The organism is Rhizorhabdus histidinilytica, from assembly GCF_900167915.1.
Lineage (GTDB): Bacteria > Pseudomonadota > Alphaproteobacteria > Sphingomonadales > Sphingomonadaceae > Rhizorhabdus > Rhizorhabdus histidinilytica.
Genome location: NZ_FUYM01000002.1, coordinates 143,944 through 159,641, shown reverse-complemented (window position 1 = coordinate 159,641; position 15,698 = coordinate 143,944). Strand labels below are relative to the sequence as shown.

Here is a 15,698-nt window from a genome sequence, read left to right as displayed (position 1 = left end):
CCTATGCAGGGCCGCCACCCCCGCCCATCACCATTTGGAGGGGGGAGCCGACTCTTTCGCCCTGCCCGTCATGCCGGCGGAGGTTCGGACGCTCCTCTCCGCAGATCGTCATCCTGAACTTGTTTCAGGATCCACCCGGTCGCTCGGGCTGGACAGGAGACGGTACGCCACATCGCCGCAGAAACCGGAAAACAAGAGCCCAGCCTCCCGGTGGATGCTGAAACGAGTTCAGCATGACGTGGAGAGATACAGGGATGACGCCCGCTCCCCATTTGGGGGGTTCCGATCCCGCGCCCCGCGCCTACTGTGCGCCGGAAAGGGAGAGCGAAGGCGTGGCGGACGAAGGCAGGACGGCATTGGTCACGGGGGGCGGCAAGGGACTGGGCCGCGCGATCAGCGAAGCGTTGCTGGCGGAGGGATGGACGGTCGCCATCTGCGGCCGCAACGAGCCCGAGACGCTGCCCGAGGCCGGCGGCCGCACCGCCTTCTTCGAACCGTGCGACGTCCGCAAGCCCGACGAGATCGCGGCGATGGTCGACCGGATCGTCGCCCGTACCGGGCGGATCGACCTGCTCGTCAACAATGCCGGCGGCTCGCCGCCGGTCCCCGCTGCCGAGGCGTCGCCCCGGTTCAGCGAGGCGATCATCGCGCTGAACCTGCTCGGCCCGCTTCACATGGCGCGCGCCTGCCATCCGGTGATGGCGCGACAGCCCGAGGGCGGCGCGATCGTCAATATCGCCAGCATTTCGGGCACCCGCCCGTCGCCGGGCACCGCCGCCTATGCCGCGGCCAAGGCGGGCCTGCTCAACCTCACCGACTCGCTGGCGATGGAATGGGGGCCGACGATCCGCGTCAACGCGCTCATCGTCGGCCTGCTCGACACCGGCGCGGGCGATGCCGACCATTATGGCGGACCCGAAGGGATCGCCCGGATCAACGCCTCGCTGCCGATGAAGCGGATGGCGAAGGGTTCCGACGTCGCTGCGACCGTGATCTTCCTCGCCTCGCCCGCGGCCGCCTATCTGAGCGGCGCGCGGATCGCCATCCATGGCGGCGGCGAGCGCCCCGTCTTCCTCGACCTCGCCTCCGCGCCCTGACGCCGTCGAGCGCGCACCGCCGCGCCCAACCCGTGATTGCCAAGCCTGCCGCCCATGCGCATGATGGCGCCGGCTTGAAGGACGAGATGGCGACCGAGCACAGCATAGCCGAGCCCGATGAACTGATCGGGCTCATCTACCGGGGTCCGCTGGAGACCACGCCCTGGCAGGAGTTCCTGGGCCGGCTGGAGGAGCGGATGGGCTGCCTCAGCGCGGGCATGGTGCTGCGCCTGAGCGGTCGCGGCCGGCCGCCGCTGCTGGTCTGGGGGCACCGCCCCGCGCTCGCCACGGGCGACGCCGACGAGGCGCGTCTCGCCCATGCCCGGCTCGGCCATCTCGATCCGCTGCGCAACGCGCTGACCAAGCCCGGCGACATCCACACGCTCGACGAGATCATGCCGCGCGGCACGCTGCACGAGAACGAGTTCTACCGTCGCGTGCTCAAGCCCTATGGCGTCGAATATGCGCTGGGCATGTACATCTCCGAGCCCGGCGGCTGGGAATGCAATGTCGGCCTGGTCAACGACGAGAGCCGCGGCGACTTCGACGAGCGCGACAAGCTGATGCTGGCGCGGCTGCGTCCGCATCTCGAACAGGCGCTGACCCTCTATTCGCGCATCCAGCGCGACGGATCGGAGCTGCACGCGCTGGCCGACACGCTAGACCGGCTGACCATCTCCACGATCATCCTGTCGGGCACCGGACGGATCGTGCGGATGAACGGTGCGGCACAGCGGCTGGCCGAGCGTGGCGATCTGATCGTCACCGACCGCAAGGTGGTGATTCCCGATCGCGGCGAGAACGCCATCTTCCAGGCGTTGGTCGGGCAGGCGATCGAGGCCTGGCGCGCGGGCGAGGCGGGTCGCTATGCCGAGGGGATGAAGATCCGGTCGGTCGAGGACGAGCATCTCGGCCTGCTGGTGCGCGGGATCGATTCGCCAACGCCCTATGTCAGCGACGCGAGCCCGGCCGTCATCCTCCACTTCGCCGGCGACACCAGCGAGCGCCCGATCGAGCGGCTCGTCACCAAGATCTTCGATCTGACCCCGGCGGAAGCGCAGCTCGCGACGCTGCTCGCCATGGGCTACAGCCTGGCGCAGGCGGCCGACCGGCTCGACCTCAAGGAAAGCACCGTCCGCACCTATTGCAAGGCGGTGCTCGGCAAGGTCGGGGTCGGACGGCAGGCCGACCTCGTCCGGCTGATCCTGCGCAGCGTGGCGGTGCTGGGGTAACAAAGTTTCCCCTCCCCTTCAGGGGAGGGGCGTAGGGGTGGGGTACGGAGCCGAGGGGCTCGATGCCCCTCGGCGCAGTTCTACACGACGGCCAAGAAAGCTCGCTTCGCTCGCACCCACCCCTTGATCCCCTCCCTTGAAAGGGAGGGGAGACGTCGACCACATTCCTCCCCAAATGGGGATTGTGCGGAAGCGCCCCCGCGCGGACCCTTCGCCGCAGCAGGAAGCGCCGCGCAGCCGGCGACGACGGCGGGAGAGGCGCATGGCCAAGGTGGTTCCGGGCCGCGGCAAGAATCCGTCCGAACGCGGGACGGTGAAGTCGTGCGACAGGACGATCGACGTCCTCGAATATTTCGCATCGGTGCAGGGACCGGTGCGGACCAGCGAGGTGAGCGCCGCGCTGGGCCTGCCCAACAGCAGCATCGACGACATATTGCGGACCTTCGCGGCGCGCGGCTACCTGACCTTCAACCGGCTGTCGAAGACCTACCAGCCCTCCTACAAGATCGTCGGCACCGCGCGGGCGATCGAGCGCTCCTATTTCGGCGACGGGCGGACGGCGGCGCTGCTGCGCGAGCTGCGCGACGAGACCGGCGCCACCGTCTGCATGACCGTCCAGAACGACTGCTGGCTGGAGACGGTGGGCGCGGTCGAGGGCTCGTGGCATTTCGACGGCGAGACGATCGATTATCGCCGCACGCTGGTCCATTATGGCGACGATGGCTGGCGGCCCGCGACCAATTTCGCCGGCATATTGCTGGCCAGCCAGTCCAATGTCGATGTGATGGACGTCGCGGGACGCAGCCAGAAGATCGGTATCGCCGCGCGCGGCGCGCCGACGATGGGCAAGCTGATCGAACGGGTCGGCCGCATCCGCGCGCAAGGCTATGCGCTGTGCCGGCGCAACGACACGGTGGCGGTCGAATCGATCGCCTGCCCGCTGCCGTCGGGCAGCAACGTGCCGGTCGCGATCGGCCTGATCGGTCATGACCTGAACCTGCGCGACGAGGCCCGTACGCGCCGCCTCGCCATGGGCCTGCGCCAGACGATCGCCCGCTACTGCAACTAGCGTCAGACCCCCGCGCGCTCGACGATGTCGAGATGGTGGCCGGTGTCGCCGAACAGATTCTCCAGCACCGTCAGCCGCTGGAAATAGCGGCCGGCGGGATATTCGGCGGTCAGGCCCATGCCGCCGTGGAGCTGGATCGCCTGCTGGCCGACGAAGCGCGAGGAGCGGTTGACCAGCGCCTTCGCCGCCGCGACCGCCACGGTGCGCTCGGCCGCCGGAGCGTCGAGCATCGCCACCGCGTGGATCGTCATCGAACGCGCCTGCTCGATCGCCATCAGCATGTCGGCGGCGCGATGCTGGAGCGCCTGGAAGGAGCCGATCGCGACGCCGAACTGGCGCCGGACGCCGAGATAGTCGACGGTCAGGCCGAGCAGCCTCTCCATCGCGCCGACCATCTCCGCGCAGGCCGCGGCGATCGCGCCGTCGACCGCGGCGGCGATCAGCGCCGGGTTGCGGGCGGGGTCGCCGATCTCGGCAGCGGCAGGGATGCGCGCGTCGTCGCAGCGGACGTTCGCCGCCTGGCGGCCGTCGGGGGTCGGGAGCATCTCCATCGCGACGCCCGCCGTCCCCGCCGGCACCGCCAACAGGCGCAGCCCCTCGGCCGTCGTCGCGGGACAGAGCAGCACCGTTTCCCGATCGGCGCCGAGCACGGCGATCTTGGCGCCCGTCAGCGTCCAGCCCTCGCCGTCGCACTCGGCCGCCGTCGCGGGATCGTCCCAGCGATAGCGGCGTCCCGGCTCGTAAAGCGCCAACGCAACGCGTTTCGTGCCGGCGATCATCTCGGCGAGCAGGGCTTGCGCCGTCGGTCCGCCCGCCGCTTCGAGCAGCCGCCCGGCGAGCAACGCGACCGCCGGATAGGGCACCTGCCCGAGCGCGCGGCCATAGGCCTCCATCACCAGCATGACGTCCTCGAAGCGTCCGCCGTGGCCGCCGTTCGCCTCGGCGAAAGGCAGGCCCAGCAGGCCCATGTCGCGATAGTCCCGCCATTGCCGCACCGGATCGGCGGACGGTTGTGCGCCATGGTCCTCGAACAGCCGCGCCACGCTGGCGGCGAGCAGCCGCTGCTCCTCGTCGGGCTCGAAGTTCATGCCGCCTTCCCCAGTCCGAGCACGGCCTTCGCCAGGATGTTGCGCTGGATCTCGTTGGCGCCTCCGAAGATCGAATATTTGCGCGAGCTGAAATAGGCGGAGACCAGCGCCGAACGCGCGTCATGTCCCTGGAAGGGCTCCTCCGCCGCCGCCTGCGGAAAGCCGGCGGTCAAAGCCTCGGGGCCGAGCGCATCGAGCAGCAGCCCGGCCGCCGTCTGCAACAGCTCGCCGCCCTTCACCTTGAGGATCGAGGTCTTGGGGTCGGGCCCGGCCGAAGGTGGGCGCTCGTTGGCGACGACCCGCATCTGGGTGATCTCGAGCGCCTTGAGTTCGATCTCGGCCCAGGTCAGGCGGCGGCGGTAGCCGGGATCGTCAAGCAGCGGCCCCGCCAGCTCGCGCACCCGGTCGAGCCGGCGGCGCGAGAAGCCGACATTGCCCATCGATGTCCGCTCCTGGCCCAGCAGATAGCGGGCATAGTCCCAGCCCTTGCCTTCCTCCCCGACCAGATTCTCGACGGGCACGCGGACATCGTCGAAGAAAACCTCGTTGAGATGGTGATAGCCGTCGATCGTGCGGATCGGGCGGATCTCGATCCCCGGCGTCCGCAGGTCGATCAGCAGGAAGGAGATACCCTCATGCTTGCGCCCGCCCTGGCCGGTGCGGACAAGGCAGAAGATCCAGTCGGCCTTATGCGCATAGGTGGTCCAGATCTTCTGTCCGCTGACCCGGTAATGATCGCCCTCGCGCACCGCCGCCATCCGTAGCGAGGCGAGATCGGAACCGGCGCCCGGCTCGGAGAAGCCCTGGCAGAACCAGAGGTCGAGATTGGCGATAGGAGGGAGGAATCGGCGCTTCTGCGCTTCCGATCCGAAGGCGGCGATGACCGGGCCGATCAGCGCGACGTTGAAGGGGAGCGGCTTGGGCACGCCGGCGCGGTCGATCTCCTCGGCGAGGATCGCGCGCTTCACCGCCGACCAGTCGCGCCCGCCCCAGGCGATCGGCCAGTGCGGCACCGCATAGCCGTTGCGATTGAGGATGCGTTGCGCCTCGACCATCCATGCACGCGGCAGCGGCTTCTCTTCGCGCACCGCCTGGCGGATGCGCTCGGGCACCTGCTCGATCAGCGTGCGGCGCACCTCGGCGCGGAAGCGTCTTTCGTCCTCGGTGAAGCCCAGTTCCATCGTCCGTCCCTATCGGTCGCGGATCATGTCGGCGGCTTTCTCCGCCACCATGATCACCGCGGCGTTGATGTTGGCGCCGGGCACGGTCGGCATGATCGAGGCGTCGACCACGCGCAGCCCTTCGATCCCGCGCACCCTAAGCTCGCTATCGACCACAGCGTCCCGGTCCTCGCCCATCCGGCAGGTGCCGGCGGGATGCTGGGTGATCTTGAGATTGTCGCGGATGAAGACGTCGAGCGCGGCGTCGTCCTGCCGGTCCGCGCCCGGCGCCAGCTCGACACGGACGAGGTCGGCGAGCGGGGGTTGCGCGAAGATGCGGCGGACCGCCGCGATACCGCCCCGGATGTCGGCAAAGTCGCCCGGGGTCGACAGCAGATCGAGGTCGACGACCGGTTTCGCGAAGGGGTCGGCCGAGGCGAGGCGGACGGTTCCGCGGCTCTCGGGGTGGAGCTGCATCACCATCACGGACAGGACATGCTCCTGCCGATTGCGCGACAGCGGGTGCCACAGCTTGGCATCGAGCCGCACCGGCAGGAAGACGAGCTGGATGTCGGGCCGTTCGAGTTCCGGCCGGGTGCGCAACATCAGCACGCCGCTGGTGATCTGGCTGGCGAAGGGGCCCCCGCCGGTCAGTGCCCAACGCAGCACCGAGCGCGCGGCCCGGTCGATCCGCAGCGCCGACAGGAAGGTGGCCGGCTCGCGCGCGGCGAAGCTCATATAGACGAGCGGATGCTCGGAGAGATTCCGGCCCACCCCCGGCGCGTCGACGATCGGCTCTATGAAATGCTCGCGCAGATGTTCGGCGGGGCCGATGCCGGACAGCATCAGCAGTTGCGGCGAATTATAGGCACCGCCGCTCAGGATAACCTCCCTGCGCGCGCGGACCTGCCGCAGGCCGTCCGGCCCACGAAGCTCGACGCCGACAGCGCGACCGCGCTCGATCAGCAGGCGGATCGCCTGGGTCCGCGTCCACAGCGTGAGATTGGGCCGCACGAGCGCGGGGCGAAGATAGGCGCGCGCTGTGCTGGCCCGCCGTCCACGCCGGTCGACCGTGACCTCGCAGGCCGAGAAGCCCTCCTGCCGCTCGCCGCTCAGGTCGTCGCTCTCCGCAAAGCCGGCGGCGCGGACCGACGCACGCACCCGGTCCGCCAGCAGATGTCCGCCTTCAACCCTCGATACCGCCAGCGGACCGTCGCTGCCATGATAGGGCCCGGCACCACGCCAGCTCGATTCCATCCGCCGGAAATAGGGCAGCACGTCGTCATGTCCCCAGCCGCGGCACCCCATCTGCCGCCAGCCGTCATAGTCGCTGGCATGGCCGCGCATGTAGATCATGCCGTTGACCGAGGAACAGCCGCCCAGCACCCGTCCGCGCGGCAGCGGCAGCGATCGGCCGCCAAGCTTGGGATCAGGCTCGCTGGCATAGCCCCAGTCATAGGCGGGGTTGGCCGCAGTCATCATGAAGCCGAGCGGCATGCGGAACAGCCAGCTCCGGTCCTCGCCGCCAGCCTCGATCAGCAGGACCCGCGAGCCCGCATCCTCGCTCAGCCGATTGGCGAGCACACAGCCCGCCGATCCGGCGCCGATGATGATATGGTCGAAGGCCTCGGTCATGTCCTGGTGCATCCTCGCGGCGCCTTGTGTCATGACAAATTACATTCGACAACAACTAATGTCATCGGCTATGGACGAACGAAATGACGATGACGGGAGATATGCGATGACGGGTTCGGCCACGGTCCAGGCGGCTGAGGTGCCTTCGCTCGACAAGGCGCGCGCCTTCGCGTCGAGCCGGCACCGTCTGTTCATCGGCGGCGCTTGGGTCGATGCGCTCGACGGGCAGACCTTCGCCACGCAAGACCCCGCCACCGGTGCGCATCTGGCCGATGTCGCCAAGGCGCTCGAGCCGGATGTCGACCGCGCCGTCGCCGCCGCGCGCGCGGCGATGGAGGATCCGGCCTGGACCGAGATGAAGCCGGCGATGCGCGCGCGGCTGCTCAACCGTCTCGCCGATGCGCTGGAGGAGAATGCCGACGAATTCGCCGCACTGGAGACGCTCGACAACGGCAAGCCGGTCAAGGACGCGCGCTTCTTCGACCTGCCGCACGCGATCGAGACGTTGCGCTACAACGCCGGCTGGGCGACTAAGCTCAACGGCGAATCCATCTCGCTGTCCGGCCCCGGCACCTGGCATGCCTATACGGTCCGCGAACCGGTAGGCGTTGTCGCGCAGATCGTGCCGTGGAACGCGCCGCTCGCCATGGCGGTCGCCAAGATCGCGCCCGCGCTCGCCGCCGGCTGCGCGGTGATCCTTAAGCCGGCCGAGGAGACTCCGCTCACCGCGCTGCGCCTTGCGCATCTCATCGCCGGCATCGGCTTTCCGCCCGGCGTGTTCAACCTGCTGACCGGCTTCGGCGAGTCGGCGGGCGCGGCGCTGACCGCACATCCCGGCGTCGACAAGGTGACCTTCACCGGGTCGACCGAGGTCGGCCGGCTGATCCTCCGCGCCGCCGCCGGCAACTTCAAGCGGGTGACGCTGGAGCTGGGCGGCAAGACTCCCGTCATCGTCCTGCCCGATGCCGACGTGTCCCGCGCGATCGAAGGCGCGGCACGATCGATCTTCACCAATGCCGGCCAGGTCTGCAACGCCGGCTCGCGCCTGTTCGTCCATCAGCGCCATTTCGACGAAGTGATCGATGGCGTGGCAAGGATCGCGGAGACGATCCGGATCGGATCGGGCCTCGCTTCCGACACCACGATGGGGCCGGTGATCTCGGCCGCGCAGCGGGACCGGGTGCAGGGCTATGTCCGCCAGGGAATCGACGAGGGCGCGACCCTGCGCAGCGGCGGCAAGCCGATCGACGGCGACGGCTGGTTCGTCTCCCCGACCGTGCTGACCGACACCGAGGCGCACATGGCGGTGCGGCGCGAGGAGATCTTCGGGCCCGTGCTGTGCGCGATGCGCTTCGATGACGCTTCACTCGATCGCATCGCGGCCGAGGCGAACGCGAGCGACTATGGTCTGGGCGCGGTGCTGTGGACCAACGACCTTTCGGCCGCGCACCGGCTCGCCCGCAAGCTCAAGGCCGGGACGGTGCGGGTGAACGGCGGTGGGCTCGATCCCGCCCTGCCCTTCGGCGGTTTCAAGCAATCGGGCTGGGGGCGCGAAAACGGCCGCGAGGGAATCGAGGCCTATACCGAGACCAAGGCGATCGCGATGGCGCTTTGACGCACGGCGTCATCGCGGAGTCGACCGGAATCCGTCCCCGCCGCCACTCCCCCTGAAAGCGCTTCCCGCCACAGGCGGCCCGATATATTCGCTGGACGCACGCATCAAAATGGGGACGCAACCGGAACCAAATCCCGGGCAGTGCGTAGCGCGCAGGTCGGCTCGTGCCGGCCAAGGGGGGATATGACGGCGACGAGCAGACAGGCCGCATTGATCGCGAGCGCATGGGCGACGGCAATGCTGTGGCCGCAAGTGGGTGCCCATGCGCAAAGTGTCGAAGAACTGCGCGACATGTCGATCAGGGACCTAGCCAATTTCGACGTATCGTCGGTTACCAAGTCGGCCGAGGCGCTGGGCGGCGCGCCTGGCGCGATCTATGTGATCACACATGACGACATCGTCCGTTCGGGCAACATCACCCTGCCCGGCATGCTGCGCCTGGCGCCCAATCTCCAGGTCATGCGCGGCGGAAACGGAGGGCTGGTCGTCACCGCGCGCGGATTGAGCGGCAATGCCGACGCGCAGAATTTCTCGAACAAGCTGCTGGTGCTGATCGATGGGCGCAGCGTCTACACGCCGCTCTATTCGGGCGTCTATTGGGACATGCAGGATCTGCTGCCCGAAGATATCGATCGCATCGAGGTGATCAGCGGCCCAGGCGCCACATTGTGGGGCGCCAATGCTGTCAACGGCGTCATCAACATCATCACCCGCCCGGCGGGCGCGACCCAGGGCTTCTATGCCACCGCCGTCGCCGGCAATCGCACCCGCGACGCGGGCCTCCGTTATGGCGGTCGGATCGGCGACAGGATCAACTACCGGCTCTATGCCAAGGCGCACCGCAACCGCGACACCAGCAGCACGGCGGATGACGACAGCTGGCGGGTCCAGGGCGGCTTCCAGGTCGACTGGACCCCCACCGACGTCGATCGGGTGATGGTGCAGGGCGACGCCTATGGCGGGTCGCGGGCCCAGCTGGGCGCGCCCCGAGAGGACATCACCGGCCGCGATATCCTCGCGCGGTGGAACCGCGACGGCGCGACCTCCTCGTTGCAGGTCCAAGCCTATTACGATCATAGCGGCCGGGAAACCCGCGCGGGAGGCGGCCGCTTCTCGGTCGACACGTTCGATCTCGACATCCAGCACAGCATCGCCGCCGGCTCGGCGCATCATGTCGTTTGGGGCGGCGGCGCCCGGGTGAGCCGCTACGACATCGACGGCACGCCGAGCATCCAGTTCGATCCCGGACGGCGCACGCTGCTGCTCGCCAACATCTTCGCGCAGGACAGCGTGAAGCTGAGCCCGCGGCTCACCTTCATCGCGGGGCTGAAGCTGGAGCAGGATCCCTATTCGGGCCCCGCACTGCTGCCCAACGCGCGGCTGTCGTGGAGGGCCGATGAGAATCTGCTGCTCTGGGGCTCGGCCTCCCGCGCGATCCGATCGCCAACGCCGTTCGACCGCGACGTGGTGGAGAAGGTCGACGGGCAGACCCTGCTCATCGGCCCCTCGACCTTCCGGTCGGAGAAGCTGTCGGCCTTCGAGGCCGGGGGCCGCCTGATCACCGCCGCGGCCTCCTTCTCGATCTCGGGCTTCTATAATGTCTATGACGATCTGCGGACCGTCGAGTTCGCGCCCGTCGGCATCTTCCCGCTGCGATGGGGCAACGGCATAAAGGGCCACAGCTATGGTTTCGACAGCTGGGCCGATCTTCGCCTGACCGACTGGTGGCGGCTCAAGCCGGGCTATAGCCTGCTGATCCAGCGGTTCCGTTTCAAGCCCGGCGCAGACCGGCTGCTGGGCGTGACGCAGGTCGGCAACGATCCCAAGCATCGGGTCACCCTTCGGTCGTCGATGGACATCGGCACACGAATCAACCTCGATGCCGACCTGCGCTATGTGAGCGCGCTGCCGAACCCGCGGGTCTCCGGCTATGTCGAGCTGGGCGCGCGGATCGGCTACATGCTCAACGAGCAAGCCGAACTGTCGCTGTCCGGCTTCAATCTGCTGCACAAGCGCCATTACGAATTGCCGGCGACGCAGGCCAATGCCGTGCCCCGCAGCCTGTTCGTGGCCCTGAAATGGCATCTTTGAACGTCCCGGCGCCCATGCGGCGATGCTTCCGGTCGATCGTCGGAGCGATGGTCGCCGTCTATGCCGGCGCAGGACCGGCGGCGCCGCTCGAACAGGCGATCAAGGCCAGCTACGTCACCAAATTCGCGCCGTTCGTCGAATGGCCGGCGGCGGCGTTCGCGGGACCCGGCAGCCCGTTCCTGATCTGCCTGTCGGGGCGCGATTCGTTCGGGCCGGTAATCGATGACCTCGCGCGCGGGCAAAGAGTCCGTGGACGGCCGGTCCAGGTCCGACGCGTCGCCGACGCCGCCTCGGCGGGAGACTGCCAGATCCTCGTCATCGGCGCCGGGACCGACGGTGCGCTGGTCGAGGGTGCCGGCAAATCGATGCTGACGATCAGCGACAAGTCCGCCGGGGTCGACGGCGGGATGATCAGGTTCGTCCGGCAGGGCGGCCGGATCCGGTTCGAGATCGACAACGGCGCCGCCCGCGCTGCGCATCTGACGATCAGCTCGAAATTGCTCGAGCTGGCAGTGACGGTGAACCCGTGATGGCTATGCCCGAATCCCTGATGCGCCTTGCGCGCCGCCTGACCGCGAGCCCGATCGTCGCGTTGCTCATCGCGCTCGCGCTGATGGCCGCCGCGCTCGCCCTGGCGATCCAGAACGACCGCTATGGAAAGGCCGAGAGGCTCCGCCAAGCCAGCGTCCAGGCGCAGATCCTCGCCAGCAGCCTGGCCGCGCCGCTGGCCTTCAACGACGACGGCGCCACCCGCGAATATCTGAACGCCTTCCGCAACGACGCGACGATCCAGGCCGCCGCGGCCTATGATCCGCAGGGCCATCTGGTCGCCGGCTTCGCCCAGCCCGGCACCGTGCTGCCGACGGTCGGCCGGCTGACCGCCCCCACGCTTCAGGGGCCTGACCTGATCGTGACGGCACCCGTCGCCCAGAACGACACCCGGATCGGATCGGTCTATCTGCGCTTCTCGATCGAGAGCGGGCTGCGCCGGGCGCTGCGCTACCTCGGCATCGCCCTGATCGTCATCCTCGCCTCGCTGCTGGTCGCGTTGCTGGGCGCCGCCTATGCCTCGCTCAGCCATTCGCACGCACAGCTCAAGAACGAGATCGACAGCCGGCAAAAGGCCGAGGCCGCGCTGCGGCAGGCCCAGAAGATGGAGGCGATGGGCCAGCTCACCGGCGGCGTCGCCCACGATTTCAACAATCTGCTGATGGTCGCGTCGAGCGGGCTTGAGCTGCTCGAACGCACCAGCGACCCGGCCAAGCGCGAGCGGCTCAAGACCGGCATCCGCCAGGCGGTCGACCGTGGCGCCAAGCTCACCCAGCAGCTGCTAACCTTCGCCCGCCGCTCCCCGCTCAACCCGGAGGTGATCGACCTGGCCGATCGGCTGCACGGCATGGACACGCTGCTCGACCGGTCGCTGCGCGAGAATGTCGCGATCCGTTTCGACCTCGCCCCCGACCTGTGGCCGGTCGAGGTCGATGCATCCCAACTCGAGGTGGCGGTGCTCAACATGGCGCTGAACGCGCGCGACGCGATGCCCGAGGGCGGCACCATCACCATCACCGCGCGCAATGAGAGGCGGGCCGAAGGCGGCGACCGCGTCCTGCTCGCGATCGCCGACACCGGGGTCGGCATCGCCGAGGACAAGATCGCGAAGATCTTCGAGCCCTTCTTCACGACCAAGGGCGTTGGCCAGGGCACCGGCCTTGGCCTCAGCCAGGTCTACGGCTTCGTGCAGTCGTCGGGCGGCGAAATCGAGGTGACCAGCCAGCCCGGACAGGGGACGGTGATGTGCGTCCTGCTGCCGCGCACCACCAAGCGCCCTCCGGCCGTCGCGGCGCCGACGGCCGCCAGGCGTACCGAGGGGCGGCGGAGAGCGCTGCTGGTCGAGGACGACGAGGCGGTCGCGACGATGGTCGGCGGCATGCTCGACGAGCTCGGCTTCGATCATCACCATGTCGCTTCCGCCGACAAGGCGCTCGAATGCCTGGAAGGCGAGGCGGAGGTGGAGCTTGTCCTGTCCGACATGGTCATGCCCGGCGCCATGAGCGGCCTCGATCTCGTCCGTGCGATTGCCCGGCGATGGCCGCGGCTGCCGGTGGTGCTGATGACGGGATACAGCGCCGCTGCCGCCTCGGCCGCCGCCGAGGGGGTGCGGCTGCTCCTGAAGCCCTATCGCATCGAGGACTTGGCGGCCGAGATCGACGCCGCGTCCGGGAAGCGCTGAGCCAGCGCCTTCAGTGCCCGGTGCGGATGCCGGCGGTAACGCCTGCCGCCGCCTCCATCAGCATCGCGGCGAAGCTCTCCTGACGGTCGCCGGAGACATAGTCGGTCGGGCCGAGCAGCGTCAGCACCGCACCCAGCCGGCCGTCGGCGGCGAAGATCGGAGCGGCGAGGCCGGCGAAATTCTGATTGAGGCGTCCCGCCGTCGATCCGTAGCCGCGCTCGCGCACCTCGGCCGCGATCTGGTCGAGGTCGACCGCGCGATCGCGCGCACGGACCATATGCGGCATGCTCGTCTCGCGCTGCGCCGCCAGCACGCGCTCGATCTCCTCGCGCGGCAGATGGGCGACGAAGACCTGCCCCGTCGCAGTGGTCGCCGCCGGCAGGATATAACCAAGGCGCAGCGTGAAGGCGCCCTGCAGGTTGCCGTCCGCCTTGGCGACGACGCAGGGGCCCTGATCTCCCCAGAGCGTCAGGTAGACCGCGCAGTCGGTACGGTCGCGCAGATCAAGCAGCACGTCGCCCGCCGCGCCGACGATGTCGAGCTGGCGCACCGCCGCGAGGCCGAGCTGGATCGCGAAGGAGCCAAGCCCGTAGAAGCCGGTGCGCGGGTCTTGGTAGGCCATGTTCTCGCGCACGAAGCTGACGAGGTAGAGATGGACCTTGCTGGGTGGCATCGCCGCACGCGCGGCGACCTCGCGCAGCGGCAGCGGCCCTTCGGCCATGCGCAGCACGCGCAGCACCCGGAACCCCACCTCGATCGACTGGACCCGCCTGCGCGACTGCTCCGCATCGGCCATCGGAATTACGCCCCTCCCTCTCGATCCCTCATTCCTGCCGGGCCATCGCCCGTCTGTCCACCCGGCGCGGCGATCGATGGTCAGGCGGTAGCCGGCTCGCCATGCTTGCGCCGGTTCCAGACCGCCAGCGTCGCATGCGCCTCGCTCGCTGCCGCGGCGAGGAAGCCGGGTGCCTCGGTGCGCGCGGCGATCTCCAGCCGCAGGCCGTTCGGATCGAAGAAATAGATGGAGCGGACGAAGCCATGATCGACCAGCGGCGTCGTCTTCACGCCATGCTCGGCGAGTCGCCGGCGCATCGCCTCGACATCGGCGACCGATTCGGTCTCGATCGCGAAATGCTGCACCCAGTCCGGCGTGTTCGGCGACGGTGCGGGCATCTCCTCCCCGCCCAGGTCGAAGAAGGCGATGTAGGAACCGTCGCCCAGTTCGAAGAAGAAATGGACATAGGGCTGTTCCTCGCCGGTGCTCGGGACCCGTTCGGACAACATGCAGTTGACGAGCGGCAGGCCCAATATGTCCTCGTAGAAGTGGCGCGTTTCCTCGGCATCGCGGCAGGGATAGGCGAAGTGGTACAGCCCCTTCAGCGGTCGTGCGTCGGTCATCATGCTCTCCTCTGACCGAAGGATAGCAGGACGGAACGCCCTTCCTGTCACCCGCGAGGGAGGACGCGGCACGAACGCGCTCAGGCAGGAGGGCGATCCGCGGCCGGGACCATCATCTCGATGAAGCGGTGCAGCGCCGCCGATCGGTCGCTCCGCCGCCAGACCAGGAGCACGTCGAAGCCCAGGTCGAGGCCGGTGATCGGCACCAGCCGGATATTGTGGAAGGAGGCGAGCGGCGGCGAGACGGTGACGAAGCCGATCCCCATTCCCACCGCGACGAGGCTCAGCAGGATCGAGTTTGTCGTGCATTCCTGAACGATGCGCGGCGCCCCGCCGGCCGCGGTGCAGGCGGCCATGAGCCGATCGTAATAGCCGGGCGCGGTCCGCCGGGTCGGCCACAGTGCGGGCTCGTCGGCCAGCTCGTCCATCGTCACCGCAGCGCGGCCGGCCAGCCGGTGCCCCTCATGCACCGCCAGCATGGTGTGGCCGACGCCGATCCGGGCACGATCGATCAGCGGGCCGTCCCGGTCGTCGACATGCGCGTCATAGACGATGCCGGCATCGATGGTGCCATCCTTCAGCGCCATGATCTGCTGCATCGAGCCCATCGACTTGAGGTCGAGCACGACGCCGGGTTCACCTTCGCGGAATTTGAGCAGGCCATAGGAAATGAAGCCATGGCCCGAGATGATCTCGCTGAGGCCGACCCGGATCGTGCCGAGATGGCCGCTTGCCAACCGCCGCGCACGATCGACCGCACGATCGACCTGGGCAAGGATGTCCTCGACATCCCGGAGGAATACCTGCCCCGCCGCGGACAGCCGCACACCGCGCGGCAGCCGTTCGAACAGCTCGACGCCGAGCTCCGCCTCCAGGTCCTTGATCTGGCGGGTGAGCGCGGGCTGCGCGACCCGCAGCTGAAGCGCGGCGCGACCGAAATGCTCCTCGCGGCCGATCGCCCGGAAGTAGCGGAGATGCCTGAGGTCCATGACCGATAGATAACCAGCAGGTATCGAAACCTCAATGACAAAGAATTGGAATTATCGGTCGGCGTGCAACACCATCGCCTTCGACAATGGACAT

At 68.6% G+C, this 15,698-nt stretch carries 13 protein-coding genes; 7 read left to right on the top strand and 6 right to left on the bottom strand.

Annotated features, from left to right (window positions below):
• Positions 1 to 332 precede the first annotated feature (332 nt).
• The 3 genes from B5X82_RS04535 (at position 333) to B5X82_RS04525 (ending at position 3,398) form a co-directional block, all read left to right on the top strand.
• The gene (locus B5X82_RS04535; RefSeq protein WP_190282607.1) at positions 333 to 1,097 is read left to right on the top strand and encodes an SDR family oxidoreductase; all 765 of its coding nucleotides are present in this window, start codon (positions 333 to 335) and stop codon (positions 1,095 to 1,097) included.
• 74 nt (positions 1,098 to 1,171) lie between these two features.
• Entirely contained in the window at positions 1,172 to 2,329 is a 1,158-nt protein-coding gene (locus B5X82_RS04530; protein WP_235862595.1) for a helix-turn-helix transcriptional regulator, read from the top strand.
• 262 nt (positions 2,330 to 2,591) lie between these two features.
• On the top strand, positions 2,592 to 3,398 hold the full coding sequence (locus B5X82_RS04525) for an IclR family transcriptional regulator (protein WP_079646924.1): 807 nt from the start codon (positions 2,592 to 2,594) through the stop codon (positions 3,396 to 3,398).
• A 2-nt stretch (positions 3,399 to 3,400) separates the two neighbouring features.
• On the opposite strand, the gene B5X82_RS04520 is transcribed toward B5X82_RS04525, so the two are convergent.
• Genes B5X82_RS04520 through B5X82_RS04510 form a run of 3 tightly spaced genes read right to left on the bottom strand, consistent with a single transcriptional unit; the run spans position 3,401 to position 7,281 of the window.
• On the bottom strand, positions 3,401 to 4,486 hold the full coding sequence (locus B5X82_RS04520) for an acyl-CoA dehydrogenase family protein (protein ID WP_079646923.1): 1,086 nt from the start codon (positions 4,484 to 4,486) through the stop codon (positions 3,401 to 3,403).
• The gene (locus B5X82_RS04515) at positions 4,483 to 5,667 is read right to left on the bottom strand and encodes an acyl-CoA dehydrogenase family protein (RefSeq protein WP_079646922.1); all 1,185 of its coding nucleotides are present in this window, start codon (positions 5,665 to 5,667) and stop codon (positions 4,483 to 4,485) included. Before B5X82_RS04515 ends, B5X82_RS04520 begins: the two co-directional genes overlap by 4 nt.
• Before the next feature lie 9 nt (positions 5,668 to 5,676).
• Positions 5,677 to 7,281, bottom strand: coding sequence for a GMC family oxidoreductase (locus B5X82_RS04510; protein WP_079646921.1), 1,605 nt, complete (start codon positions 7,279 to 7,281; stop codon positions 5,677 to 5,679).
• 106 nt (positions 7,282 to 7,387) lie between these two features.
• Between B5X82_RS04510 and B5X82_RS04505 the strand changes: the two genes are divergently transcribed.
• The 4 genes from B5X82_RS04505 (at position 7,388) to B5X82_RS04490 (ending at position 13,217) form a co-directional block, all read left to right on the top strand.
• Positions 7,388 to 8,896: an aldehyde dehydrogenase family protein gene (locus B5X82_RS04505; RefSeq protein WP_079646920.1), complete on the top strand. Its 1,509-nt coding sequence runs from the start codon at positions 7,388 to 7,390 to the stop codon at positions 8,894 to 8,896.
• Positions 8,897 to 9,187: 291 nt separating this feature from the next.
• Positions 9,188 to 10,987, top strand: coding sequence for a TonB-dependent receptor plug domain-containing protein (locus B5X82_RS04500; protein WP_235862594.1), 1,800 nt, complete (start codon positions 9,188 to 9,190; stop codon positions 10,985 to 10,987).
• A 14-nt stretch (positions 10,988 to 11,001) separates the two neighbouring features.
• Entirely contained in the window at positions 11,002 to 11,517 is a 516-nt protein-coding gene (locus B5X82_RS04495) for a YfiR family protein (protein ID WP_176152464.1), read from the top strand.
• Positions 11,517 to 13,217 carry an ATP-binding protein gene (locus tag B5X82_RS04490; protein WP_079646918.1) on the top strand — a complete coding sequence of 567 codons (1,701 nt, stop codon included), beginning with the start codon at positions 11,517 to 11,519 and terminating at the stop codon, positions 13,215 to 13,217. The genes B5X82_RS04495 and B5X82_RS04490 overlap by 1 nt, the downstream gene beginning before the upstream one ends.
• 10 nt (positions 13,218 to 13,227) lie before the next feature.
• Here the strand turns inward: B5X82_RS04490 and B5X82_RS04485 are convergent, their stop codons facing one another.
• The 3 genes from B5X82_RS04485 to B5X82_RS04475 all read right to left on the bottom strand — a co-directional run bounded on the left by B5X82_RS04485 (position 13,228) and on the right by B5X82_RS04475 (position 15,604).
• Complete coding sequence (locus tag B5X82_RS04485; protein ID WP_079646917.1) at positions 13,228 to 14,013, bottom strand: IclR family transcriptional regulator; 786 nt, start codon at positions 14,011 to 14,013, stop codon at positions 13,228 to 13,230.
• Between the two features lie 80 nt (positions 14,014 to 14,093).
• The gene (locus B5X82_RS04480; protein WP_079647323.1) at positions 14,094 to 14,615 is read right to left on the bottom strand and encodes a VOC family protein; all 522 of its coding nucleotides are present in this window, start codon (positions 14,613 to 14,615) and stop codon (positions 14,094 to 14,096) included.
• A gap of 80 nt (positions 14,616 to 14,695) precedes the next feature.
• A complete protein-coding gene (locus tag B5X82_RS04475) occupies positions 14,696 to 15,604 on the bottom strand; it encodes a LysR family transcriptional regulator (protein ID WP_079646916.1) in 909 nt (302 codons plus the stop codon).
• Positions 15,605 to 15,698 lie beyond the last annotated feature (94 nt).